The 22,752-nt window shown below is 69.5% G+C and carries 23 protein-coding genes and 1 pseudogene; 16 read left to right on the top strand and 8 right to left on the bottom strand.

Annotated features, from left to right (window positions below):
- The 3 genes from ACOJSF_RS07850 to rplM form a co-directional block, all read right to left on the bottom strand.
- Positions 1-179, bottom strand: a 179-nt coding sequence (locus tag ACOJSF_RS07850) for an N-6 DNA methylase (protein ID WP_420141659.1), incomplete at its 3' end; no start/stop codon positions are given.
- Between the two features lie 62 nt (positions 180-241).
- The gene (rpsI, locus tag ACOJSF_RS07845; protein WP_420141658.1) at positions 242-808 is read right to left on the bottom strand and encodes a 30S ribosomal protein S9; all 567 of its coding nucleotides are present in this window, start codon (positions 806-808) and stop codon (positions 242-244) included.
- Entirely contained in the window at positions 808-1,287 is a 480-nt protein-coding gene (gene rplM / locus ACOJSF_RS07840) for a 50S ribosomal protein L13 (protein WP_420141657.1), read from the bottom strand. The genes rpsI and rplM overlap by 1 nt, the downstream gene beginning before the upstream one ends.
- Positions 1,288-1,509: 222 nt before the next feature.
- Here rplM and ACOJSF_RS07835 point away from each other — a divergent pair, with 222 nt between their 5' ends.
- The 10 genes from ACOJSF_RS07835 (at position 1,510) to ACOJSF_RS07790 (ending at position 13,597) form a co-directional block, all read left to right on the top strand.
- On the top strand, positions 1,510-2,424 hold the full coding sequence (locus ACOJSF_RS07835) for a sulfite exporter TauE/SafE family protein (protein WP_420141656.1): 915 nt from the start codon (positions 1,510-1,512) through the stop codon (positions 2,422-2,424).
- Positions 2,421-3,176 (top strand): TIGR02186 family protein, encoded by a 756-nt coding sequence (locus ACOJSF_RS07830; RefSeq protein ID WP_420141655.1) that lies wholly within the window; start codon positions 2,421-2,423, stop codon positions 3,174-3,176. Before ACOJSF_RS07835 ends, ACOJSF_RS07830 begins: the two co-directional genes overlap by 4 nt.
- Before the next feature lie 69 nt (positions 3,177-3,245).
- Complete coding sequence (gene rpiA, locus ACOJSF_RS07825; protein WP_420141654.1) at positions 3,246-3,950, top strand: ribose-5-phosphate isomerase RpiA; 705 nt, start codon at positions 3,246-3,248, stop codon at positions 3,948-3,950.
- 118 nt (positions 3,951-4,068) lie between these two features.
- A complete protein-coding gene (gene tkt / locus ACOJSF_RS07820; RefSeq protein WP_420141653.1) occupies positions 4,069-6,138 on the top strand; it encodes a transketolase in 2,070 nt (689 codons plus the stop codon).
- A 3-nt stretch (positions 6,139-6,141) separates the two neighbouring features.
- The gene (locus ACOJSF_RS07815; protein WP_420141652.1) at positions 6,142-8,937 is read left to right on the top strand and encodes a bifunctional transaldolase/phosoglucose isomerase; all 2,796 of its coding nucleotides are present in this window, start codon (positions 6,142-6,144) and stop codon (positions 8,935-8,937) included.
- Positions 8,938-8,951: 14 nt separating this feature from the next.
- A complete protein-coding gene (gnd, locus tag ACOJSF_RS07810) occupies positions 8,952-9,929 on the top strand; it encodes a phosphogluconate dehydrogenase (NAD(+)-dependent, decarboxylating) (protein ID WP_420141651.1) in 978 nt (325 codons plus the stop codon).
- Positions 9,926-11,362 carry a glucose-6-phosphate dehydrogenase gene (gene zwf / locus ACOJSF_RS07805; RefSeq protein ID WP_420141650.1) on the top strand — a complete coding sequence of 479 codons (1,437 nt, stop codon included), beginning with the start codon at positions 9,926-9,928 and terminating at the stop codon, positions 11,360-11,362. Before gnd ends, zwf begins: the two co-directional genes overlap by 4 nt.
- Positions 11,359-12,171, top strand: coding sequence for a Cof-type HAD-IIB family hydrolase (locus tag ACOJSF_RS07800; RefSeq protein ID WP_420141649.1), 813 nt, complete (start codon positions 11,359-11,361; stop codon positions 12,169-12,171). Before zwf ends, ACOJSF_RS07800 begins: the two co-directional genes overlap by 4 nt.
- The gene (locus ACOJSF_RS07795) at positions 12,168-12,917 is read left to right on the top strand and encodes an HAD-IIB family hydrolase (protein ID WP_420141648.1); all 750 of its coding nucleotides are present in this window, start codon (positions 12,168-12,170) and stop codon (positions 12,915-12,917) included. Before ACOJSF_RS07800 ends, ACOJSF_RS07795 begins: the two co-directional genes overlap by 4 nt.
- Complete coding sequence (locus ACOJSF_RS07790; RefSeq protein WP_420141647.1) at positions 12,914-13,597, top strand: phosphorylase; 684 nt, start codon at positions 12,914-12,916, stop codon at positions 13,595-13,597. The genes ACOJSF_RS07795 and ACOJSF_RS07790 overlap by 4 nt, the downstream gene beginning before the upstream one ends.
- On the opposite strand, the gene ACOJSF_RS07785 is transcribed toward ACOJSF_RS07790, so the two are convergent.
- The 3 genes from ACOJSF_RS07785 to ACOJSF_RS07775 all read right to left on the bottom strand — a co-directional run bounded on the left by ACOJSF_RS07785 (position 13,582) and on the right by ACOJSF_RS07775 (position 16,492).
- Positions 13,582-13,980: a DUF2141 domain-containing protein gene (locus tag ACOJSF_RS07785; RefSeq protein ID WP_420141646.1), complete on the bottom strand. Its 399-nt coding sequence runs from the start codon at positions 13,978-13,980 to the stop codon at positions 13,582-13,584. The genes ACOJSF_RS07790 and ACOJSF_RS07785 overlap by 16 nt on opposite strands.
- A gap of 14 nt (positions 13,981-13,994) precedes the next feature.
- Complete coding sequence (gene dxs, locus ACOJSF_RS07780) at positions 13,995-15,914, bottom strand: 1-deoxy-D-xylulose-5-phosphate synthase (protein WP_420141645.1); 1,920 nt, start codon at positions 15,912-15,914, stop codon at positions 13,995-13,997.
- Between the two features lie 110 nt (positions 15,915-16,024).
- Complete coding sequence (locus ACOJSF_RS07775; RefSeq protein WP_420141644.1) at positions 16,025-16,492, bottom strand: Fur family transcriptional regulator; 468 nt, start codon at positions 16,490-16,492, stop codon at positions 16,025-16,027.
- A gap of 83 nt (positions 16,493-16,575) precedes the next feature.
- Here ACOJSF_RS07775 and ACOJSF_RS07770 point away from each other — a divergent pair, with 83 nt between their 5' ends.
- From ACOJSF_RS07770 to ACOJSF_RS07745, 6 genes are read left to right on the top strand one after another with little or no spacing between them, the layout of a single operon-like run.
- Positions 16,576-17,601, top strand: coding sequence for a COX15/CtaA family protein (locus ACOJSF_RS07770; RefSeq protein ID WP_420141643.1), 1,026 nt, complete (start codon positions 16,576-16,578; stop codon positions 17,599-17,601).
- Between the two features lie 31 nt (positions 17,602-17,632).
- On the top strand, positions 17,633-18,367 hold the full coding sequence (locus ACOJSF_RS07765; protein ID WP_420141642.1) for an alpha/beta fold hydrolase: 735 nt from the start codon (positions 17,633-17,635) through the stop codon (positions 18,365-18,367).
- Positions 18,364-19,089, top strand: a complete 726-nt coding sequence (locus ACOJSF_RS07760; protein ID WP_420141641.1) for a hypothetical protein — start codon at positions 18,364-18,366, stop codon at positions 19,087-19,089. The genes ACOJSF_RS07765 and ACOJSF_RS07760 overlap by 4 nt, the downstream gene beginning before the upstream one ends.
- A gap of 48 nt (positions 19,090-19,137) precedes the next feature.
- Positions 19,138-19,551 (top strand): VOC family protein, encoded by a 414-nt coding sequence (locus ACOJSF_RS07755; protein ID WP_420141640.1) that lies wholly within the window; start codon positions 19,138-19,140, stop codon positions 19,549-19,551.
- Positions 19,552-19,555: 4 nt separating this feature from the next.
- Complete coding sequence (gene gloB / locus ACOJSF_RS07750) at positions 19,556-20,284, top strand: hydroxyacylglutathione hydrolase (RefSeq protein ID WP_420141639.1); 729 nt, start codon at positions 19,556-19,558, stop codon at positions 20,282-20,284.
- A gap of 32 nt (positions 20,285-20,316) precedes the next feature.
- Entirely contained in the window at positions 20,317-20,724 is a 408-nt protein-coding gene (locus ACOJSF_RS07745; RefSeq protein WP_420141638.1) for a hypothetical protein, read from the top strand.
- 9 nt (positions 20,725-20,733) lie between these two features.
- Here the strand turns inward: ACOJSF_RS07745 and ACOJSF_RS07740 are convergent, their stop codons facing one another.
- Positions 20,734-22,476 (bottom strand): AMP-dependent synthetase/ligase, encoded by a 1,743-nt coding sequence (locus tag ACOJSF_RS07740; RefSeq protein WP_420141637.1) that lies wholly within the window; start codon positions 22,474-22,476, stop codon positions 20,734-20,736.
- Positions 22,473-22,752 (bottom strand): annotated as a pseudogene (locus ACOJSF_RS07735) (gamma-glutamyltransferase); the annotation flags it as partial. The pseudogene ACOJSF_RS07735 and the gene ACOJSF_RS07740, both read right to left, overlap by 4 nt.

Raw genomic sequence — 22,752 nt, 5'->3', positions numbered from 1 at the left:
GGCAAGCCAATGATGGCATCGATGTGGTTTTGCTCAATCAAGTTTTTACGAATGGTCCCTTCCTCGCCTCCCCGAAATAATACCCCGTGCGGCAGAACGATGGTCATAATCCCATCGGGCTTCAAGTGGTATAAATCGTGCAGCAAAAAAGCAAAGTCAGCTTTTGACTTGGGAGCCAAACCAAAACGGGCGCCCCCGGCACCCGGGGCCCGCCCTTCGTAAGGCCGTTCTGGCGAGGCGCTTAGCGCTTCGAGAACTGGAAGCTGCGGCGGGCCTTCGCCTTGCCGTACTTCTTACGCTCGACCGCGCGGCTGTCGCGGGTCAGGAAGCCGGCCTGCTTGACCGGCGAGCGCAGGATCGGCTCGTACCGGGTCAGCGCCTGGGCGATGCCGTGCTTGACCGCGCCGGCCTGGCCCGAAAGCCCGCCGCCCGCGACGGTCGCGATCACGTCATACTGGCCCTCGCGCTCGGCGACACCGAACGGCTGGTTGATGACGAGACGCAGCGTCGGACGCGCGAAATAGATTTCCTGATCACGGCCATTGATCGTGATCTTGCCCGAGCCCGGCTTCAGCCAGACGCGCGCGACGGCGTCCTTACGGCGACCGGTGGCGTAGGCGCGGCCCTGCTTGTCGATCTGCTGCTCGCGCAGCGGGGTCGACGGCTGGACGGGTGCTTCCGGCGCGGCGGGGGCGTCGGCATCGGCCGAGTCGGCAACCGGGGCGGCCGTCTGCGCGGGGGCAGCGGCGGGCGCCGGCTGGCTGGTGAGGTTCGCCAGATCGGCGAGGGACTGACGGGTGTCGGACATTATGCGCCCACCTTGTTCTTGCGGTTCATCGACGCGACGTCGAGAATCTCGGGATTCTGCGCGGCATGGTCAGGCTCCGTGCCGTTGAAGATGCGCAGGTTGCGCATCTGCTGGCGGCCGAGCGGACCGCGCGGGATCATGCGCTCCACGGCCTTTTCCAGCACGCGCTCCGGGAAACGCCCGTCGAGCACCTTGCCCGCGGTGATGCCCTTGATGCCGCCCGGATAGCCGGTGTGCTTGTAATAGACCTTCTGGCCCAGCTTCTTGCCGGTGAAGCGGACCTTGTCCGCGTTGATCACGACGACATTGTCGCCGCAGTCGATGTGCGGCGTGAAGCTCGGCTTGTGCTTGCCGCGCAGGATGTTGGCGATGATCGAGGCGACGCGGCCGACGACCAGACCCTCGGCATCGATCAGATGCCACTTCTTTTCGACCGTCGACGGCGTGGCCGACTTGGTCTGCTTTGACAGCGTCCGCATGGACTTGACCCTTGATCTGGAGGGCAGCCATGAGCGGCCGGCCCGAAAACAATCGCGCCGCCCCTGCACGGGACGGCGCCGATGGCGGGCAAATGCGTCGGCACGGCCGAAAAGTCAAGCAAAACGGCCGCATTTTGAAGTGGTATCAGAATACCTCGTCATCGCGATGCGGTGGAGGCCGGGGTTGTCGCGCCGCCCGCGCTCGGCTCTAATGCATGTCGCATGCACCTCTACCTTCCCATTGCCGGCCTGCCGGTCAACGTGCTGGTGATCGTGCTGCTGGGCGGCGGCGTCGGCGTGCTGTCGGGCATGTTCGGGGTCGGCGGCGGCTTCCTCACCACCCCGCTCCTGATCTTCTACGGCGTCCCCCCGGCGGTGGCGGTCGCGTCGTCGGCCACGCAGATCACGGGATCGAGCGTGTCGGGCGTGATCGCGCACAGCCGCCGCAAAGGCGTCGACTTCAAGATGGGTACGGTGCTGGTCGTGGGGGGCGCGATCGGCGCGGTGGCGGGCGGCCCCGTCTTCCGCCTGCTGCAGGAAAGCGGCCAGATCGATACGGTGGTGGCGCTGCTCTATGTCGGGCTGCTCGGCTGGATCGGCATCACGATGCTGAACGAATCGGTCCGGGCCTTCTTCGCCAAGCGCAGCGGCGCGACGCGCGCGGCCCCGCTCGGCCGTCGCCCGCGCTGGATCGCGGCCCTGCCGTTCCGCTGGCGCTTCTACGGCGCGGGGCTCTACATCTCGCCACTCGCGCCCCTGCTGCTCGGCATCGTGTCGGGCCTGCTGACCATGCTGATGGGGGTCAGCGGCGGCTTCATCCTCGTGCCGGTGATGATCTACCTGTTCGGCGTGTCGGCGCGCGTGGTGGTGGGCACCTCGCTGTTCCAGGGGCTGTTCGTCACCGCCGCGACGACGATGGTCCATGCTTTGACGACGCATGCGGTCGACCTGGTGCTCGCGGCGCTGCTGCTGGTCGGATCGGCGATCGGCGCGCAGATCGGATCGCGGCTGGTGCAGAAGGTGCAGCCCGAGATTGCGCGCATGATCCTGGCGGTGATCGTGCTGCTCGTCGCGATCCGCATGGGGGCCGGGCTGACCTGGCGGCCGGAGGCGATCTACACGGTGCAGCCCTTATGAGGGCGGTCGCGGTGGCGCTGCTCGCGCCCCTCCTGCTCGGCGCGGCGCAGCCCCGCCTCGTCACCGACGTGTCCGACACGCAGATCGAGATCGCCTACAGCTTCACCGGCGCGAAGCTCCTGCTGTTCGGCGCGATCCTCTATCCCCCGCGCCAGAAGCCGCGCGCGGACACCGAGGTGATCGTGGTGGTCAAGGGGCCGCCCGAAAGCGTGGTGCTGCGCGAGAAGGCGAAGGTCGGCGGCATGTGGGTGAACCACGCCACCGCCATCTTCCGCGACGCGCCCGCTTTCTATGCGGTGGCGAGCGACCGGCCGGTCGACGATCTGGTGCCCTTCCCGGTCGCGTGGCGGTTCGGGCTGGGCGTCGCCAACCTGCCGCTGCGGCAGGAGGGGGGCGATAACCTGGCCGAGCGGCAGCGCTTTCGCGAAGGATTCCTGACGCTGAAGCGCAACGCGCATCTTTATAGCGAGCATCCCGACGCGGTCTCGATCCGCGAGGGCGTACTGTACCGGGCCGAGGTGCCGGTGCCGCCGCGCGTGCCGACCGGGCTGTTCACCGCCGAAACCTACCTCGTCCGCAACGGGACGGTGATCGCGGCGGCCACGCGCGAGATCGTGATCGACAAGACCGGGTTCGAGCGGCTGGTGACGGTCGCGGCGGCGCGCCGCCCCGCGCTGTACGGCGCGACGGCGATCGGGCTGTCGCTGCTGCTCGGCTGGATCGCGGCCCTCCTGTTCAGGCGGCGACGCTGACGGCCGCGGCCCCTTTGCGCAAATGAACTTTTGATTGAATTGGCCCGAAGCGGCCGGCAAGCGCCGCCCATGAGCCAGGATGAAGACAAGCGCCTCGCCGCGCTCGCCGCCGCCGCCGAGGTCGAGGACGGGATGCTCGTCGGGCTGGGCACCGGATCGACCGCCGCCTTCCTGATCGACGAACTGGCGCGCCGCGCCGGCGAAGGCCTGCGGATCGAGGCGGTCGCGACCAGCCTGGCGAGCGAGCGGCAGGCGATCGCCGGCGGCCTGACCGTCCGCCCGTTCGACGAAGTCGCCGCGATCGACCTGTGCATCGACGGCGCGGACGAGATCGACGGCGCGTGCATCGCGATCAAGGGCGCGGGCGCGGCCATGACGCGCGAGAAGATCGTCGCCGCCGCCGCGCGGCGGATGGTGGTGATCGCCGATGGATCGAAGCAGGTCGCGTCGCTGGGGGAGAACTTCCCCGTGCCGGTCGAGGTTTTGCCCTTCGCCCGCGCGTTCGTCGCGCACCGGCTGACGGCGCTCGGCGGGACGCCCGTGCTGCGCCTGCGCGACGGCGCGGAATGGCGCACCGATCAGAACAATCCGATCCTCGACACGCGGTTCGGCGCGATCGCCGATCCTCTCGCGCTGGCGCGTGCGCTGTCGTGCATCCCGGGCGTGGTCGGGCACGGCCTGTTCGTCGACGAGGTCGACGCCGCCTATGTCGCGCGCGATGGAATCGTCTCGCGCATCGAACGGCCGGGCGCGCCGGCGGCGCCCAAGGCGTAACCAAAGTCGAAGCCTGCGCGTAATGAAAGGAGCCTAAGCACGCGGCAGCCGTTGCGTGGACGTTCGTAACGGGTCTATCGGCCTTGCATCCCGCGCCGACAGCCACGGAAGGACCATCATGTCGACTCAGCCTGCCCCCTCCACCTTCCACGAGGACGGGTCGCCCGACCGGCTTGCTATCGACACGATCCGCACCCTTTCGATGGACGCCGTGGCCAAGGCGCATTCGGGCCATATCGGAACGCCGATGGGCATGGCGCCGGTGGGCCACACCTTGTGGTCGCAATTCCTGCGCACCGATCCCGATCGGCCCGACTGGCCCAACCGCGACCGCTTCGTCCTGTCGGTCGGCCATGCGTCGATGCTGCTCTATTCGCTGATCCACCTTGCGGGGATCAAGGAGATCGACCGCGACGGGAAGCCGAGCGGCCAGCCGGCCGTCAGCCTGGACGACATCAAGAACTTCCGCCAGCTGTCCTCCAAGACGCCGGGCCACCCCGAATATCGCCACACCTCGGGGGTCGAGACCACCACCGGCCCGCTCGGGCAGGGCTGCGGCAATTCGGTCGGCATGGCGATCGCCGAACGCTGGCTGGCGGCGCGCTACAATCGCGACGGTTTCACGCTGTTCGACCATGACGTCTACTGCCTCGGCGGCGACGGCTGCATGATGGAGGGCGTGGCGAGCGAGGCGGCGAGCCTGGCCGGCCACCTGAAGCTGTCCAACCTGTGCTGGATCTACGATTCCAACCACGTCTCGATCGAGGGCGGCACCGACCTCGCGTTCGACGAGGATGTCGGCAAGCGCTTCGAAGCCTATGGCTGGAACGTCGTCCATGTCGACGATGCCAACGACACCGCCGCCGTCGCGCGGGCGATCGAAATCTTCAAGGCGACCGACGACCGGCCGACCTTCATCGTCGTGCGCAGCGTCATCGGATGGGGCAGCTCGATCGCCGGCACCGCCAAGGCGCATGGCGAGGCGATGACCGCCGACGACATTCGCGGCACCAAGGAGCGCTACGGCTGGCCGGCCGACGCGCAGTTCCTGGTCCCCGACGGCGTGGCCGAGCGGTTCAACAAGGCGATCGCCGATCGCGGCCGCCCGCTGCGCGAGGAATGGGAAGCCACGCTCCAGCGCTACAAGACGGCGCAGCCCGAACTTGGCAAGGAGCTGGACGCGCTGCTGTCCGACACGCTGCCCGAGGGCTGGGACGCCGACGTGCCGACCTTCCCCGCCGACGAGAAGGGCATGGCCTCGCGCGATGCGGGCGGCAAGGTGCTGAACGCGATCGCGGCCAACGTGCCGTGGCTGATCGGCGGATCGGCCGATCTGGCGCCGTCGACCAAGACGCTGATCGACAATGGCGGATCGTTCCAGGCGGGCAGCTACGACGCGCGCAACCTCCATTTCGGCGTGCGCGAGCATGGCATGGGGGCGATCGCCAACGGCATGGCGCTGTCGCACCTGCGCCCCTACACCGCGACCTTCCTGGTCTTTTCCGATTACATGCGCCCGCCGGTCCGCCTGGCGGCGGTGATGGAATTGGGCGTCGCGTTCGTGTTCACGCACGATTCGATCGGCGTCGGCGAGGATGGCCCGACGCACCAGCCGATCGAGCATATCGCCAGCCTGCGCGCGATCCCCGGCCTCGACACGATCCGCCCGTGCGACGCCAACGAGACCGCCTGGGCGTGGCGCGCGGCGCTGAAGAAGGGCGACGCGCCGACCGCTTTGATCTTCTCGCGCCAGGCGCTGCCGACGCTCGACCGCGAAAAATATGCCTCGGCCGAAGGGCTGCTCAAGGGCGCCTATGTCCTGGCGAGCGCGGACGATCCGGAGGTGATCCTGATCGGCACCGGATCCGAAGTGTCGCTGGTCGTCCAGGCCTATGAGAGGCTGACCGCGCAAGGCGTGCGCGCGCGGGTCGTATCGATGCCGAGCTGGTATCTCTTCGAGCGGCAGGACCAGGCGTACAAGGACAGCGTGCTCATCCCCGGCGTCGAAGCGCGCGTGGCGGTCGAGATGGGCGGCGAGATCGGCTGGGACCGCTATGTCGGATCGAAGGGGCGCACGGTCACGATGTCGACCTTCGGCGCATCGGCGCCGCTCGCCAAGCTGCAGGACAAGTTCGGCTTCACCGTCGACAATGTGGTGAAGATCGCCAACGAACTGGTGGGGAAGTAACAGATGGCCAGTCTTCTCGAACAGCTCCGTGACAGCGGCCAGGCGCCGTGGCTCGATTTCGTCGATCGCTCCTTCCAGGCCGAAGGCGGCCTGAAGAAGCTGGTCGAGGAGGATGGCGTGACCGGCGTCACCTCCAACCCCGCCATCTTCGAAAAGGCGATGGGCCAGGGCGATGCCTATGACGCCGAGTTCCAGAGCTTCGTCCAGGCGAATGCCGGCGCGACCATCACCGACACGTACGAAGCGCTGGCGGTCAGCGACATTCGCGATGCGGCCGATACGCTGAAGCCGGTCTACGACCGCACCGGCGGGCTCGACGGCTATGTCAGCTTCGAAGTGTCGCCCTATCTGGCGGAAGAGACCAGCGCCACGGTCGAGGAGGCGCTGCGCCTGCACGCGATGGTCGACCGGGAAAACCTGATGATCAAGGTGCCGGGGACCGAGGCGGGCGTCCCCGCGATCCGCGCGCTGATCGCCGAGGGGCTCAGCATCAACGTCACGTTGCTGTTCAGCCTCGACAGCTACATCGCGGTGGCGATGGCCTATGTCGAAGGACTCGAGGCGCGCGTCGCCAAGGGCCTGCCCATCGACCGCATCTCCAGCGTCGCCAGCTTCTTCGTCAGCCGCATCGACGCGGTGATCGACAAGAAGATCGACACGCGCGTGAAGGACGGCGACGCCGAGAGCGAGGCGCTGAAGGCGGTGCGCGGCAAGGTCGCGATCGCCAACGCCAAGATCGCCTATCAATGGTATCTCGACTTCGTGAAGTCGGACCGGTGGGCCGCGCTGGCGGCGAAGGGCGCGAACCCGCAGCGGCTGCTGTGGGCGTCGACCGGGGTCAAGGATCCGGCCTATCCCGACACGCTCTATGTCGACAGCCTGATCGGTCCGGAGACGGTCAACACGCTGCCGCCCAAGACGATGGACGCGTTCCGCGACCATGGCACGCTGGCGCGCACGCTCGACGCCGATATCGACGCGGCCAAGCACGTCCTGGCCGAGGCCGAACGGCTGGGCCTCGACCTGGCGGGCGTCACGCGGGATCTCGTCAGGGACGGCGTGAAGCTGTTCGCCGACGCCGCCGACGCGCTGCTCGGCGCGGTGGCGTCGAAGCGCGCGCTGCTGGCGGGCGACAAGCTTGCCGGCTTCGCCAAGCAGCTTCCCGAGGGGCTGGAGGCGAAGGTCAAGGCGCGGCTGGAGCAGGCGCGCGCCGAAGCTTGGTCGCGGCGGCTGTGGGCCAAGGATGCGAGCCTGTGGACCGGCGGCGAGGAGGCCAAGTGGCTCGGCTGGCTGGCGGCCGGCAAGGGCGAGCAGGTCGATCTCGACGCGCTGCAGGCGCTGGCGGAGAAGGCCAAGGGCCACAAGGACGTCGTCCTGCTCGGCATGGGCGGATCGAGCCTCGGGCCGGAAGTGCTGGCCGAGGTGATCGGCGCGGGCGCGGGCTTCCCGACCGTCCACGCGCTCGATTCGACCGATCCCGGCCAAATCGCGACCGTCGCGGCGGCGATCGATCCGCAGGAGGCGCTGTTCCTGGTCGCGTCCAAGTCGGGATCGACGATGGAGCCCGAACTGCTGCGCGCCTATTTCTGGGATCTGGCGGGGCAGGACGGCAGCCGCTTCGTCGCGGTGACCGATCCGGGATCGAAGCTCGAAAAGCTGGCGAAGGAGCATGGCTATCACGCCATCTTCCTCGGCGATCCGGAGATCGGCGGGCGCTATTCGGTGCTGTCGGTGTTCGGCATGGTCCCGGCGGCGATGATGGGCATCGATGTCGGCGACTTCTTCGCCAAGGCCGCGCCGATGGTGCAGGCATGCGGCGGCGATGCGCCGCCCGCGGTCAATCCGGGCGTCGAGCTCGGCGCGATCCTGGGCGAGGCGGCGATCGCCGGGCGCGACAAGCTGACCATCTTCGCCACGCCGGCGCTGGAGCCGGTGGGCGCGTGGCTGGAGCAGTTGATCGCCGAATCGACCGGCAAGCACGGCAAGGGCATCGTCCCCGTCGACCTCGAACCGCTCGCCCCGGTCGAGGATTATGGCGCGGACCGCGTGTTCGCGCTGCTGACGCTGGCCGGCGAGAATGATCTCGACGGGCTGGCGGACAAGCTGGCGGCGGCGGGGCAGCCCGTGGTCACGATCACGCTCGCCGACCGCGCGCTGATCGGGCAGGAATTCTTCCGCTGGGAAGTGGCGACCGCGATCGCGGGCGCGGTGATCGGGATCGACCCGTTCGACCAGCCCGATGTCGAGGACGCCAAGATCAAGACGCGCGAACTGGTCGACGCCTATGAAGCGTCGGGCAGCCTCGCGCCCGAGACGCCGTTCCACGAGGAAAGCGGCATCGCCTTCTTCGCGCCCGGCGACCACGGCCTCGCGCCCGCCGACGCGCTGACGATCCTGCGGACGCATTTCGCAAGCGCCAGCCCCGGCGATTATGTCGGCTTCCTCGTCTATCACGAGCGCAACGACGCGCATGAGGCGTCGGTGGCGCGGATGCGCGATGCGGTGGTGAAGGCGCGCGCCGTCGCCACCGTCGCCGGCTTCGGCCCGCGCTTCCTCCATTCGACCGGGCAGGCGTACAAGGGCGGGCCGAAGAGCGGCGTGTTCCTGGAAATCACGCGCGAGGCCGATCCCGACCTGCCCGTGCCCGGCCGCAAGGCGAGCTTCGGCGTGGTGCAGGTGGCGCAGGCGCGCGGCGACCTCGACGTACTGGCCGAACGCGGCCAGCGCACGCTGCGCGTTCACCTCAAGACCGGCGACCTCGCCGCGCTCGAAGCGCTGGTGATCGAAGCCCTCAACTAACGGAGTAAATCTTCATGCGGATCGCGATGATCGGCCTCGGCCGGATGGGCGCCAACATCGCCCGCCGGCTGATGCGGGCGGGGCACGAACTGGTGGTCTATGACCGCAATGCCGAAGCCGTCGACGGTCTGGCGAAGGAGGGCGCGATCGCCGCGACCGGGCTGGAGGACGTCAAGGCGAAGCTCGCGACTCCGGCCGTGTTCTGGGTGATGCTGCCGGCGGGCGGGCCGACCGAAAGCACGATCACCGACATCGCCGCGCTGGCCGATGCGGGCGACGTGGTGATCGACGGCGGCAACACCTTCTACAAGGACGACATCCGCCGCGCGAAGGAACTCGACGAGAAGGGTATCCACTATGTCGATGTCGGGACGTCGGGCGGGGTGTGGGGCCTCGATCGCGGTTACTGCATGATGATCGGCGGGCCCGATCAGGTGGTCCGCGACCGCGATCCGATCTTCGACGCGCTCGCCCCCGGCATCGGCACGATCGAGCGCACGCCGAAGCGCGAGAATTTCGATTCGCGGGCGGAGAAGGGCTATATCCATGCCGGGCCCGCGGGGGCCGGCCACTTCGTGAAGATGATCCACAACGGCATCGAATATGGCCTGATGCAGGCCTTCGCCGAAGGGTTCGACATCCTGAAGAGCAAGTCATCGGACAAGCTGCCCGAGGACCAGCGCTACGACATCAACCTCGCCGACGTGGCCGAGGTGTGGCGGCGCGGATCGGTCATCTCGTCCTGGCTGCTCGATCTGACCGCGATCGCGCTGGCCAACAATCCGACCCTGTCCAACTTCTCGGGCAATGTCGCCGATTCGGGCGAGGGCCAGTGGACGGTCGAAGCGGCGATGGAGGAAGCGGTGCCGGCGAACGTGCTGACCACCGCTTTGTTCGCGCGTTACCGCAGCCGGGTCGAGCACACCTTCGCCGATCAGGTGCTGTCGGCGATGCGGTTCGGCTTCGGCGGCCACGTCGAGATCCCGCAATGAGCCGGGCGGCGCCCAAATCCGCGCCGCCCGCCACCTTCGTCATCTTCGGCGGCACGGGTGACCTCACGCGGCGGCTGCTGATGCCCGCTCTTGCCAATCTGTGCGGCGACGGGCTGATCGGCGACGCGCTCGACATCGTCGGCATCGGCTCGCGCGAGGGCAGCGACGAGGATCTGCGCAAGACGCTCGACGAATTCGCGCCCGACGGCGCCTGCTGGCCATCGCTGCGGTCGCGCGTCACCTACCTTCAGGGCGATTTCACCGGGCCGGACCTGTTCGAGGCGCTGAAGACGCGGCTGGCCGATGCCGGCAACGTCGCCTTCTACCTCGCCACGCCCGCGCAATTCTTCGGCCCGATCGTCGAGCGTCTCGCCGATGCCGGGCTGATGACCGAACGCGACGGCGCCTTCCGCCGCGTGGCGATCGAGAAGCCGTTCGGCCACGACCTCGCCTCGGCGCGCGCGCTCAACGCGCAAATCCTCGCCAAGGTCGACGAGCATCAGGTCTACCGGATCGATCATTTCCTGGGAAAAGAAACGGTCCAGAACATCCTGGTCGCGCGCTTCGCCAATCCGTGGATGGAGGCGGTGTGGAACAACCGCTACATCGATCACGTCCAGATCACGGCGGCCGAGGCGATCGACATCGGCACGCGCGGCGCCTTCTATGACGCGACCGGCGCGCTGCGCGACATGGTGCCGAACCATCTGTTCCAGCTGCTCGCGATGGTGTGCATGGAGCCGCCGATCGATCTGTCGGCCGACGCGGTCCGCACCGAAAAGGCCAAGGTGCTGGAGGCGATCCGCGCACTGACCCCGGCCGAGGCCAAGACCGACGCGGTGCGCGGCCAATATGCGGGCTATCGCAAGAGCGCCGACGTGGCGTCGGACAGCAGGATCGAAACCTATGCCGCGCTGCGCCTGCACGTCGATACGTGGCGCTGGTCGGGCGTGCCCTTCTATCTGCGCACGGGCAAGGCGCTGAAGGCGCGCGATACGGAGATCGTCGTTACCTTCAAGCCGGTGCCGATCACGCTGTTCCGCGACACCGCGATGGCCGATCTGCCGCCCAGCCAGCTCATCCTCCAGCTCCAGCCCGACGAGGGGATCGCGATGCGCTTCATGGTCAAGCAGCCCGGCCCCAAGGTGAAGGCGGTGCCGATCGACCTCGATTTCCATTATGCCGACCATTTCAGGATCGGCGGGCGGACCGGCTACGAAACGCTGCTCTACGACCTGCTGACCGGCGACCAGACCCTGTTCCAGCGCGCCGACCAGATCGAAGCGGGCTGGGCGGCGGTGCAGCCCGTGCTCGACGCGTGGAGCAAGGGGAAGGGCAAGCCCGAACCCTATAAGCGCGGATCGTCCGGGCCGGACGGCGCCGACGAGCTGATCGCCCGCGACGGGCGCGCGTGGAACGCGATCGGCGTATGACGCTCCGCCTCGTCATCAGCGATGTCGACGGAACGCTGGTCGACCATGACAAGCGCCTGACCCCGGCCACGGTCGCGGCGGTGCGCCGGCTGACGGCGGCCGGCGTGGGCTTCACGCTGATCAGCGCGCGACCGCCATCGGGGATCGCGCACCTGATCGAGGCTTTGTGCCCGGCGGACGCCTATGCGGCGTTCAACGGCGGCACATTGCTGGCGCCCGGCGGCGAGGCGATCGAAGCCCTCCGCCTGCCGGAGGAGGTGGTCGCGCGCAGCTTCGAGATTGCGGGCGACGCCGCCGAGCCGTGGCTGTTCGCGAATGGGCGCTGGTACTTGCGCGATCCGGAGAACAGCCACGTCCCGCGCGAGATCCTGTCGGCCGGGCAGGATCCGGTGATCGAGCCGGCAATGGAAAAGCTGTTCGGCGCGGCCGACAAGCTGACCTGGGTCAGCGAGGATCAGGCTTTGCTCGAACGGCTGCAGGACGCGATGCGCGCCGCGATCGGCGATCAGGCGACGATCGCCATGTCGCAGCCTTATTATCTCGACCTCACGCACCGGGACGCCAACAAGGGGCACGGCATCGCCGCGCTGGCGGGCCGGATCGGGGTCGATCTGGCCGATGTCGCGGTGCTGGGCGACCAGTATAACGATCTGCCGATGTTCGCGCGGGCCGGCATCTCGATCGCGATGGGGCAGGCGCCCGACGCGGTGAAGGCGCAGGCGACCTATGTCACGACCGCCAACGACGCGGACGGGGTGGCGCATGCGATCGACACGATCCTGCTGCCGATGGTGGAGGCGGGACGATGAAGCGCCTGATCGCGTTCGACCTCGACGGCACGCTCGCTTTGTCGAAGCAGCCGCTGGACGACGAGATGGCGGGGCTGCTCGCGCAGCTGACGCAGGTCGCTCTGATCGACATCATCTCGGGCGGGGATTGGCCGCAATTCGAGACGCAGGTGGTGGCGCGCATGCCGGCCGAGGCGCGGCTTGAGAATTTCGTGATCCAGCCGACCACCGGCACCAAGCTGTACCGCTTCGGGGACGGCGGCTGGACGCAGATCTATGCCGACCTGTTCGACGCGGGCGAAAGCGACCGGATCAAGAACGCGCTGCATGAGGCGGTCAAGCAGGCCGGCCATGCCGACGAGAAGACGTGGGGGCCGCAGATCGAGGATCGCGGGTCGCAGATCACCTTCTCCGCGCTCGGCCAGCAGGCGCCGCTCGACGCGAAGGACAGATGGGATCCGGACCATGCCAAGCGCAAGGCGATCCAGGCGATCCTCCAGCCGATGCTGCCCGGCCTGTCGGTCAATATCGGCGGGTCGACCTCGATCGACATCACGCGCGAGGGCGTCGACAAGGCCTACGGGCTCAAGAAACTGAGCGAGACGGTCGACGTGCCGCTCGACGCGATCCTGTTCCTGGGCGACGCGATCTTCCCCGGCGGCAACGATTATCCCGCCAAGACGCTCGGACTCGACACGGTGCGCGTGCGCGACGTGGACGAGACCAAGGCGGTGGTGCGCGCGCTGATCGCCTGCCTGCGCCCGTGAGCGCGCGCCCGCCGGTCCTGGTGGCGACCGGCTTCACCCGCGAGACGCGGACGATCGCCAGCCCGGAGGTGGTGGCGATCGCCGGTGGCGGCCGGGCGAGCGCGCTGGAGGCGGCGCTGGAGAGCGCGGCCCGCGCGGGCGCGGCGGGCATTCTCAGCTTCGGGCTGTGCGGCGGTCTCGCTGAGGGGCTGCGGATCGGCGACTGGATCGTCGGCGATCGGCTGACGGGCGCGGTCGGCCTGCCCTGCGACGCGGCCTGGCGCGACGCGCTGGCCCGGACGCTCCCGGGCGCGCGGATCGGCGCCTTCTTCGCCGATGGACGGATGATCGACACGGTGGCGGAGAAATATCGGCTGGGCGGCGCGCATGAGGCGCTGGCGGTCGACATGGAGAGTCACGTCGCCGCGCGCGTCGCCGCCGCGCACGGCCTGCCCTTTGCGATCGCGCGGATCGTGTCGGACGAGGTCGGCCATCTGCTGCCGCCCGCGATCACCGTGTCGATGCGGCCGGACGGCGCATTCGACCGCGCCGCGATGCGCCGCTCACTGGCGATCGACCCGGCGCAGATGGCGGATGTCGTGCAGACGATGCGCCAGTTCCTGATCGGCTTTCGCGGGCTGCGCGCCGCCGCCCATGCGCTCGGCCCCCGCCTCGCTTTGCCCGATCAGCCGAGAAAGTAGCGGACCTTCACCGGCACGCGCTGCGCATCGCCGCCGTGATCGAATGCCGCGCGATCGAAGCGCGGGCGCATCAGGCGCGGCATGGCGTCGTTGGAAAAGCCGATCCCCTCGCGCGGGATGCCGATGAAATTGGTGCCGAGCTTGCCGTCGCCATCCTCGTCATGGAACACCTGCACCGCGTAGCGGCCGGGCGGAACGCCGCGCACGGTCACCGCGACCGCGCCCTTCTTGGCCGGCGCGCTGCCGGTCCAGGGGCAGTCCTTCATGAAATTCGCCTGCGGGCAGACGCTCACGCGGACCAGCCCCTTGTCCGAGCGGATGTCGGTGACCGCGATTTCGATCGGCGCACCCCCGCTCGCGCCGAGCAGGAGCGGCAGCGCCATCCATACCAGCCGCCTCACCCCGCGACGCCCACCCCGACCGAATTGTGGCGCAGCGCGGACAAGACCGCCTGGACCATCGCCTCGGCATCCAGCCCCGCCTCGGCATATTGCTTCTCGGGCTTGTCGTGATCCTGGAAATGGTCGGGCAGGCGCAGCGTGCGCAGCTTCAGCCCCGCGTCGATCAGCCCCTCGTCCGAAGCGAGCGTCAGGACATGCGCGCCGAAGCCGCCGACCGCGCCCTCCTCGACCGTGATCGCGACCTCGTGGGTGGTGAGCAGGCGGCGGATCAGGGCGACGTCGAGCGGCTTGGCGAAGCGCAGGTCGGCGACCGTCGTCGACAGGCCCTGCGCCTCCAGCCTCTCCGCCGCCTTCAGCGCGTCCTCCAGCCGGGTGCCGAGCGAGAGGATCGCGACCGTCTTGCCCTCGCGCACGATCCGGCCCTTGCCGATCTCCAGCCGCTGCGGTGTTTCGGGCAGCGCGACGCCCGTGCCCGAGCCGCGCGGATAGCGCACCGCGCTCGGCCCCGTATCGTGCAGCGCCATCGTGTGCGTCATGTGGACCAGCTCGGCCTCGTCCGCCGCCGCCATCACCACCATGTTGGGCAGCGTGCAGAGGTAAGCGAGGTCGAAGCTGCCCGCGTGCGTCGCGCCGTCCGCGCCGACCAGTCCCGCCCGATCGATCGCGAAGCGCACGGGCAGGTTCTGGATCGCCACGTCGTGGACGACCTGATCATAAGCGCGCTGGAGGAAGGTCGAATAGATCGCGCAGAACGGCTTCATCCCCTGCGCGGCAAGGCCGGCGGCGAAGGTCACCGCATGCTGTTCGGCGATACCCACGTCGAAGCTGCGCTCGGGAAAGGCGGCGGCGAAGCGGTCGACGCCCGTGCCCGAGGGCATCGCGGCGGTGATCGCGCAGATCGCGGGATCGCGCGCGCCCTCGCGCGCCAGCGCATCGCCGAACACGTTCTGGTAGGCGGGCGGCCCCGGCGGCGCCTTGGCCTGCGCGCCGGTGACGACGTCGAACTTCTGCACGCCGTGATATTTGTCGGCCGCCGCCTCGGCGGGCGCGTAGCCCTTGCCCTTCTTCGTCACGACATGGACGAGGATCGGCCCCTCCTCCGCATCGCGCACATTTTCGAGCACGGGGATGAGGTGATCGAGATTGTGGCCGTCGATCGGGCCGACGTAATAGAAGCCCAATTCCTCGAACAGGGTGCCGCCCATCGTCATGCCGCGCGCGAATTCGTCGGTCTTGCGCGCGGCCTGCCACATCGGGCGCGGCAGGCGGCGTGCGAACCTTTTCAGGATTTCGCGCAGGCCCAGGAATTCGCGGCTCGACACGATCCGCGACAGATAGGCCGACAGCCCGCCGACCGGCGGCGCGATCGACATGTCGTTGTCGTTGAGGATGACGACCAGCCGGTTGCCGGCGGCCTCGGCATTGTTCATCGCCTCATACGCCATACCCGCCGACATCGCGCCGTCGCCGATCACCGCGATCGCCTTGCCCGGCCGGCCCGCCAGCTTGTTGGCGACCGCGAAGCCCAGCGCGGCGGAGATCGAGGTCGAGCTGTGCGCCGCGCCGAACGGATCATATTCGCTCTCGCTGCGCCGGGTGAAGCCCGACAGGCCGCCCCCCTGGCGCAGCGTACGGATGCGGTCGCGCCGCCCGGTCAGGATCTTGTGCGGATAGGCCTGGTGCCCCACGTCCCAGATCAGCACGTCGTCGGGCGTGTCGAACACGTAATGGAGCGCGGCGGTCAGCTCGACCACGCCCAGCCCGGCGCCGAGGTGGCCGCCCGTGCAAGCGACCGCCGCGATCGTTTCCTGCCGCAGTTCGTCGGCCAGCTGGCGAAGCTGTTCGGGCGCCAGACGGCGCAGGTCGGCCGGCGTGATCACCTGATCGAGGAGCGGCGTCGCGGTAGGTTCAGGCATCAGACAGGGCTTCTCCGTAGCCGCCCGGTCTAAGCGCTCCGCCAAAATACGCCAAGCATGTTCGGTTCAGCCGTGCCGAACCGGTGCGGAGCCTGTCCTCGCGTCCGGTGTCAGGCGCCGGCGCAGGCGCGGCAGCGGCCCTTGACCTCGATCACCGGGCGGACGGGCTGGAAGCCGGCCGCGATCGCGGTGTCGCGCACGCGCGTGGTCAGCACGTCGTCGTCGATATGCGTGGTCTGGCCGCATTTTTCGCACACCAGGAACATGCAATCGTGGCGGCAGGCGGGATGCGCGTTGGCGACATAGGCGTTGGCGGTCTCGATCCGCTGGGCGAGATTGCGCGCCACGAACAGATCGAGGATGCGATAGATGCTGTTGGGCGCGATGCGCCGCCCCTCGGACTGCGACAGCGAATCCGCGACATCGTAAGCGGTGGCGGGCCGATCGAACGCGGACAGGACCCCGAACACGCTGGCGCGCATCGGCGTCCACTGCTCGCCCGCCCCTTCGAGCGCCGCGCGCGCGGCCTCCGCCAGGTCCGCGCCCTGCTCCAGTCTATGGTGATGCCGCCCCGTCATGCCCACGAAATAGGGGGTCCGCGCGGGCGCCACAAGCGGGCGGCGCGGTTGCGCGCCCCCGCCGGGGGGCGCATAGCCCCGCAATGCCGCGCTTCCGCCCCGCCACGCCCCGCCCGCGCGCTTATGGCGCGTGGCTGCTGGTGGTCGCCGCGATGGTGCTGGCGATCGTGGTGGTGGGCGGGATCACCCGCCTGACCGAAAGCGGGCTGTCGATCACCGAATGGAAGCCGGTGCGCGGAATCATCCCGCCGCTGACCGACGCGCAATGGCGCGAGGAATTCGACGGGTACAAGGCGATCCCGCAATATCGCGCCTTCAACACCGGCATGACACTCGCCGGGTTCAAGCAGATCTATTTCTGGGAATATATCCACCGCCTGCTCGCGCGGCTGATCGGGCTCGTGCTGGCGGGCGTGCTCGCGGTCTTCTGGTGGCGGCGCTGGATTCCGAAGGGCTATGGCTGGCGGACCCTGCTGATCCTCGCGCTCGGCGGGCTGCAGGGGGCGATCGGCTGGTGGATGGTGGCTTCGGGCCTTACCCACCGGACCGAGGTGAGCCATATCCGGCTGGCGGTGCACCTGATGGCGGCGATGCTGATCTACGGCGTGCTGATCTGGACCGCGCTCGACCTGCTGACCGGGCGGCGCGCGCGGCTGCGCCTGCTGCCCTTCGCGGCGATCCTCGCGATCGCGGTCCAGCTCGCGCTGGGCGCGTTCACCGCCGGGCTGCGCGCGGGATATGCCTTTGCGAGCTGGCCGAAGATGGGCGACGCCTGGCTGCCGAAGGGGGCGTGGATGCAGGGCCGCGACCTCGCCTTCAACCTCACGTCGAACCCGGTCGTGGTCCAGTTCGTCCACCGCTGGTGGGCATGGATCGCGGCGGTGCTCGTCATCCTGCTCGGCCTGCGCGCGGCACGCGCCGGGGGTGCCGGGCGTGCGACCGCGCTGGCCGTTCTGGTCGCGGTCCAGATCGCGCTGGGCATCGCGACCCTGCTCACGGGCGTGGCGCTGCCGATCGCGGTGGCGCATCAGGGGGTCGGCGCGCTGCTGCTGGGGCTGACCGTCGCCGCCGCGCACGCCGTCGGCACGGGGCGGACGCGGCGGGCTTGAACCGCGCGGGCGGCGCGCCCACACCGGGTTCATGCCCGACATGCTGATCCGCCCCGGCCTTCCCGCGCTCGCCTACGACCATCGGCCGGGCACGGGGCCGACGATCGTCTTCCTGCCGGGCTACGGATCGGACATGACCGGCGGCAAGGCGACGATGCTCGACGCCTGGGCCGAGGCTAACGGGCGCGCGATGCTGCGCTTCGACTATCGCGGCTGCGGGGCGAGCGAGGGCGTGTTCGGCGAGGCGACGCTCGACGACTGGCGCGACGACGTGCTCGACATCATCGACGGCCTGACCGAAGGGCCGCTGCTGCTGGTCGGATCGTCGCTCGGCGGCTGGGTGATGCTGCTGGTCGCGCTCGAACGGGCGGAGCGCATAATCGGGCTGGTCGGCGTGGCCGCCGCGCCCGATTTCACCGAATGGGGCTTCGACGAGGGGCAGCGCGCGACATTGCAGGCCGACGGCGTGATCGTGAACGACTCGCCCGATTACGAAACGCCCGAGGTCATCACCCTGCCCTTCTGGGAAAGCGGGCAGGCCAACCGGCTGCTGGACGGCGAGATCGCGATCGACTGCCCGGTGCGGCTGCTGCACGGGCTGGAGGATCGCGACGTGCCGCCGTCGATCGCATTCCGGCTGGGCCGCGCGCTGCGTTCAGCCGACGTGCAGACCCTGCTGGTCAAGGGCGGGGACCATCGCCTGTCCGGTCCGCGCGAGCTTGCCCTGCTGCGCGACACGGTGGCGGGATTGACGAGGACCGCATGATCGCCACCTTCGCGTTCGCGCTCACGCTCGCCCAATTGCCGGGCGGGGACGCGGCGCGCTTCACCGCCTGCCAGGCGCTTGCCAAATCGGAGCCCGCGCGCGCGGTGGCCGAGGCGGAGGCGTGGGCCGCACAGGGCCGATCGATCCCCGCGCGCCATTGCCTCGGCCTCGCTTATGCCGCCGCCGACCGCTGGACCCCGGCGGCGGCGGCGTTCGAGCAGGCGGCCGAACAGGCGCAGATGGATCGCGACGGCCGCGCCGCCGCCTTGTGGAGCCAGGCGGGCAATGCCGCGCTCGCCGCCGATGACGCCAAACGCGCGGTCACCCTGCTCGACAAGGCGCTCGCAATCCCCGCACTGCCGGCTTTGGTCGAAGGCGAGGCGCGGATCGACCGCGCGCGCGCCGATTTCGCGCTGGGCGACATGGCGGCGGCACGAACCGATCTCGACCACGGGTTGCGCCTCGTGCCGACCGACCCCTTCCCCTGGCTGCTGTCGGCGACGCTCGCGCGGCGGCAGAACGACCTGCCGCGCGCCGAGAAGGACATTGCCGAGGCGCTGCGGCTGGCCGGCGACGAGCCCGCCGTGCAGCTGGAGGCGGGCAATATCGCCTCGGCCGGGGGCAAGCCCGAGGCGGCGCGCCAGGCCTGGACCCGCGCCGCGCAGCGCGACCCCACGTCGCCCGAAGGCAAGGCCGCCGCCGCCGCGCTGGCAGGTAAGTAAGGCGCGACTCCGCTTCCCCGCCCCCGGATCGCGCTCTAGAAGCGTCCCATGAAATATCTCCACACCATGATCCGCGTGAGCGATCCCGACGCGACGATGCGCTTCTTCGAGCTGCTGGGCCTGCGCGAGGTCAAACGGATGGAGAGCGAGGCGGGGCGCTTTACCCTGATCTACCTCGCGGCACCCGGCGACGAGGATGCGCAGGTCGAACTGACGCACAATTGGGACCCGGAGGAATATGGCGGCGGGCGCAATTTCGGCCACATCGCCTACCGGGTGGACGATATCTACGCGACGTGCCAGCGGCTGATGGACGCGGGCGTGACGATCAACCGCCCGCCACGCGACGGGCACATGGCGTTCGTCCGCACCCCCGACGGCATCTCGATCGAATTGCTGCAGGACGGGCGCCTGCCCCCGCGGGAGCCGTGGGCGTCGATGCCCAACAGCGGAAGCTGGTAGGACGATGATCGAGGTCGTCCGCATCCCCGCGCTGACCGACAACTATATCTGGCTGCTGCACGACGCGGACAGCGAAGAGACGGTGGTGGTCGATCCGGCCGAGGCGGCACCGGTGCTGGCGGAGGCGGAGCGACGCGGCTGGCGGATCGGGCAGGTGTGGAACACGCACTGGCACCGCGATCACACCGGCGGCAACCTGGCGATCAAGGCCGCGACCGGCTGCACGATTACCGGTCCGGCGGGCGAGGCGGCGCGCATCCCCGGAATCGACCGCGCGGTGGACGAGGGCGATGCTGCAGCGATCGGCGGGTTCGCGGCGCGGGTCATGGCGGTGCCGGCGCATACCGCCGGGCATATCGCCTATCACCTGCCCGACGCGGGCATGGCGTTCGTCGGCGACACCCTGTTCGCAATGGGCTGCGGCCGCCTGTTCGAAGGGACGGCGGCGCAGATGTGGGACAATCTGCAGCGGCTGGCCGCGCTCCCACCCGAGACGCAGGTCTATTGCGCGCACGAATATACCGCGAGCAACGCCCGCTTCGCGCGCACGGTGGAGCCCGACAATGCGGACCTCGCGCGACGCGCGGACGATGTGGCGGCCGCGCGGGCGCGTGGCGAGGCGACCGTTCCGACCACGATCGCGCTGGAACGCGCGACCAACCCATTCATGCGCGCCCGCGATGCCGGGGAACTTGCCGCGCGACGGCAGGCGAAGGACGGTTTCGCAGGCTAGCCCGTGGCACGGATCGCTATGTCGCGCGTTTCATGGCCATGAAACGATCATTCCTCCTCCTGTCCGCCGCCCTGCTGATGACGGGCACCGCGCACGCCGCCAGGCCCAGCGTCGACGCGAAGAACCAGGCGCGGCTCGACAAGCTGCTCAAGGGGCGTACCCCCGGCCAGCCGGTGAGCTGCCTGCCCGTCACCCGCACCTCCGACAGCGAGACGATCGGATCAACGATCGTCTACCGCGTGGGCGGGACCTATTACGTCAACCGCTTCCTCGACGGCTGCCCGGCTCTGCGCCCCAACACGACCATCGTCAGCAATCATCCGACGGGCCGCGTCTGCCGGGGCGACATCGCGCAGGTCTTCATGCAGCCGCCGACGGTGGGCATCTCGACGGGCGCCTGCGCGTTCGGCGACTTCACGCCCTACCCCAAGCCGCGCTGAGCCCGGGCGCTAGCGCGCGTAGAGCGCGTCGAGCCGCGCGCCATAGCGTTCGCGCAGGATGTGGCGCCGGATCTTGAGCGACGGCGTCAGCGCTTCGTTCTCGATCGTGAAGGGCTCGTCCGCGATCAGGAAGCGGCGGACCCGTTCGGTCGTCGACAGGCCCGCATTGACACGGTCGACCGCCGCCGCCAGCCCGGCGTGGACCGCATCGGGCGAGTCCTGCGCCGCCGCCCAGTCGCGATCGGGCACCAATAGCCCGACGAGGTAGGGCCGCCGGTCGCCCGCGACCATCGCCTGCGCGATTTCGGGTTCGAGCGTCAGCATCCCCTCCACTCGCTGGGGCGAGACATTGTCGCCCTTGTCGTTGACGATGATGTCCTTCTTGCGATCGGTGATGACGATCCGCCCGGCCGGATCGACATGGCCGACGTCGCCCGTGTGCAGCCAGCCGTCGCGCAGCACGCGCGCGCTTTCCGTCTCGTTGCGCCAATAGCCGTGCATGACGTTGCCGCCGCGCACGAGGATCTCGCCATCCTCGGCGATCCGCACCTCGCATCCGGTAAGCGGCGGGCCGACGCCGTCCATGGCGATGCCGGCGGCGGGACGGTTGACCGAGATGATCGGTGCCGCCTCGGTCTGGCCATAACCCTGGAGCAGGGCCACGCCGAGCGCGCGGAAGAAGCGCCCGACCTCCGGGTTGAGCGGCGCCCCGCCCGAGACCAGCGCCTTGACCCGCCCGCCGAACCGGCCGCGCACCCGCCGCCGGATCGTGCGATCGAGCAGCAGGTCGAGGGGCATGTCGAGCGGCCCCCGCTTCGCCTTCGCGTCCAGCGCGAGCGCGCGGTCGAGCAGCCATTGCGCGGCGCGCCCCTGTCCCCCGACCTGCTTCAGGATGCGCGCGCGCAGAAGTTCGAACAGGCGCGGCACCACGATCATGATCGTCGGGCGCGCCTCCTCCATATTGGCGGCGAGCTTCTCGATGCTTTCGGCATAATAGATCTGCGCGCCGATCGAGATCGGGAGGTGCTGACCCGCCGTATGTTCATAAGCGTGGCTCAATGGCAGCAGCGACAGGAACACCTCGTCGCCCAGCCCGAAATCCTCGGCGATCACCGCCGCCGCGCCCGCGACATTGTGGAGGATCGCGCCATGATGCTGGCGCACGCCGCGCGGCGCCCCGCCCGTGCCGCTCGTGTAGATCAGGCAGGCGAGATCGTCGGGGCCTAAGCTTTCCACCGCCCGCGCGCAGGCCGCGACATCGTCCGCGCGTTGCGCGAGCAGCGCATCCCATTGCAGCAGCCGCGCCGATCCGATCCGTTCGCGCGGCAGCGGATCGATCCCGATCACCGCCTCGCAGCAGCCCGACCGCGCCACGGCGGGGAGCAAAGTCGCGGCGAGCGCGGCGGTCGAGACGATCGCGAACCGCGCGCCGCTGTCGGTCAGGACGTGGAGGTGATCGTTGGCGGTGTTGCTGGTGTAGGCGGGCACCGTCACCCCGCCCGCCGCCATGATCGCGAGATCCGCGACCAGCCATTCGGGCCGGTTTTCCGACACGATCAACACGCGGTCGCCGGGCGCCAGCCCCAGATCGCGCAGCGCCCCGGCCAGCGCGGCGACGCGCGCCGCCACCTCCGCCCACGACAGGGGCGTCCACGCGCCACCCTGCTTGCGCCACAGGAAGGGCGCGTCGTCCTTCGCGGCCGCGCGCCCGAAGAAGGCGGAGACGAGATTGCGGGGGCAATCGGCGCTCATTCGGACGGTGTCCCGTCCGCGCGGGCCTTGCGCGCGATCGCGGCGGTGCCGCCCGCCTCGCTCATCCAGACGCCCTCGCTGCGCGGATCGGCGGCGCCGACCCAGCGCCCGTCGACCCGCTCGATCGCATTGGCCTTGAGCCCCAGCGGCGCGGGGCGGAGCCGCTCGCCGAGCTGCTCCAGCGCGGGCAGCATCGCTTCGAGCGCGGTGCCCTGCTCGACCACGCCGCCGGGTCCGGGCGTGTAGACCAGCCCGAGCGCGATCGCGTCCTGCGCG

The organism is Sphingomonas sp., assembly GCF_048594985.1.
Taxonomy (GTDB): Bacteria; Pseudomonadota; Alphaproteobacteria; order Sphingomonadales; family Sphingomonadaceae; genus Sphingomonas_I.
Note: the sequence above shows the minus strand (reverse complement) of the source record. Positions and strands in the feature narration are given on the sequence as shown.

Coding starts and splice junctions, on each gene's coding strand:
- rpsI (WP_420141658.1), bottom strand. CDS start 808: ATGTCCGACACCCGTCAGTCCCTCGCCGATCTGGCGAACCTCACCAGC.
- rplM (WP_420141657.1), bottom strand. CDS start 1,287: ATGCGGACGCTGTCAAAGCAGACCAAGTCGGCCACGCCGTCGACGGTC.
- ACOJSF_RS07835 (WP_420141656.1), top strand. CDS start 1,510: ATGCACCTCTACCTTCCCATTGCCGGCCTGCCGGTCAACGTGCTGGTG.
- ACOJSF_RS07830 (WP_420141655.1), top strand. CDS start 2,421: ATGAGGGCGGTCGCGGTGGCGCTGCTCGCGCCCCTCCTGCTCGGCGCG.
- rpiA (WP_420141654.1), top strand. CDS start 3,246: ATGAGCCAGGATGAAGACAAGCGCCTCGCCGCGCTCGCCGCCGCCGCC.
- tkt (WP_420141653.1), top strand. CDS start 4,069: ATGTCGACTCAGCCTGCCCCCTCCACCTTCCACGAGGACGGGTCGCCC.
- ACOJSF_RS07815 (WP_420141652.1), top strand. CDS start 6,142: ATGGCCAGTCTTCTCGAACAGCTCCGTGACAGCGGCCAGGCGCCGTGG.
- gnd (WP_420141651.1), top strand. CDS start 8,952: ATGCGGATCGCGATGATCGGCCTCGGCCGGATGGGCGCCAACATCGCC.
- zwf (WP_420141650.1), top strand. CDS start 9,926: ATGAGCCGGGCGGCGCCCAAATCCGCGCCGCCCGCCACCTTCGTCATC.
- ACOJSF_RS07800 (WP_420141649.1), top strand. CDS start 11,359: ATGACGCTCCGCCTCGTCATCAGCGATGTCGACGGAACGCTGGTCGAC.
- ACOJSF_RS07795 (WP_420141648.1), top strand. CDS start 12,168: ATGAAGCGCCTGATCGCGTTCGACCTCGACGGCACGCTCGCTTTGTCG.
- ACOJSF_RS07785 (WP_420141646.1), bottom strand. CDS start 13,980: ATGGCGCTGCCGCTCCTGCTCGGCGCGAGCGGGGGTGCGCCGATCGAA.
- dxs (WP_420141645.1), bottom strand. CDS start 15,914: ATGCCTGAACCTACCGCGACGCCGCTCCTCGATCAGGTGATCACGCCG.
- ACOJSF_RS07775 (WP_420141644.1), bottom strand. CDS start 16,492: ATGACGGGGCGGCATCACCATAGACTGGAGCAGGGCGCGGACCTGGCG.
- ACOJSF_RS07770 (WP_420141643.1), top strand. CDS start 16,576: ATGCCGCGCTTCCGCCCCGCCACGCCCCGCCCGCGCGCTTATGGCGCG.
- ACOJSF_RS07765 (WP_420141642.1), top strand. CDS start 17,633: ATGCCCGACATGCTGATCCGCCCCGGCCTTCCCGCGCTCGCCTACGAC.
- ACOJSF_RS07760 (WP_420141641.1), top strand. CDS start 18,364: ATGATCGCCACCTTCGCGTTCGCGCTCACGCTCGCCCAATTGCCGGGC.
- ACOJSF_RS07755 (WP_420141640.1), top strand. CDS start 19,138: ATGAAATATCTCCACACCATGATCCGCGTGAGCGATCCCGACGCGACG.
- gloB (WP_420141639.1), top strand. CDS start 19,556: ATGATCGAGGTCGTCCGCATCCCCGCGCTGACCGACAACTATATCTGG.
- ACOJSF_RS07745 (WP_420141638.1), top strand. CDS start 20,317: ATGGCCATGAAACGATCATTCCTCCTCCTGTCCGCCGCCCTGCTGATG.
- ACOJSF_RS07740 (WP_420141637.1), bottom strand. CDS start 22,476: ATGAGCGCCGATTGCCCCCGCAATCTCGTCTCCGCCTTCTTCGGGCGC.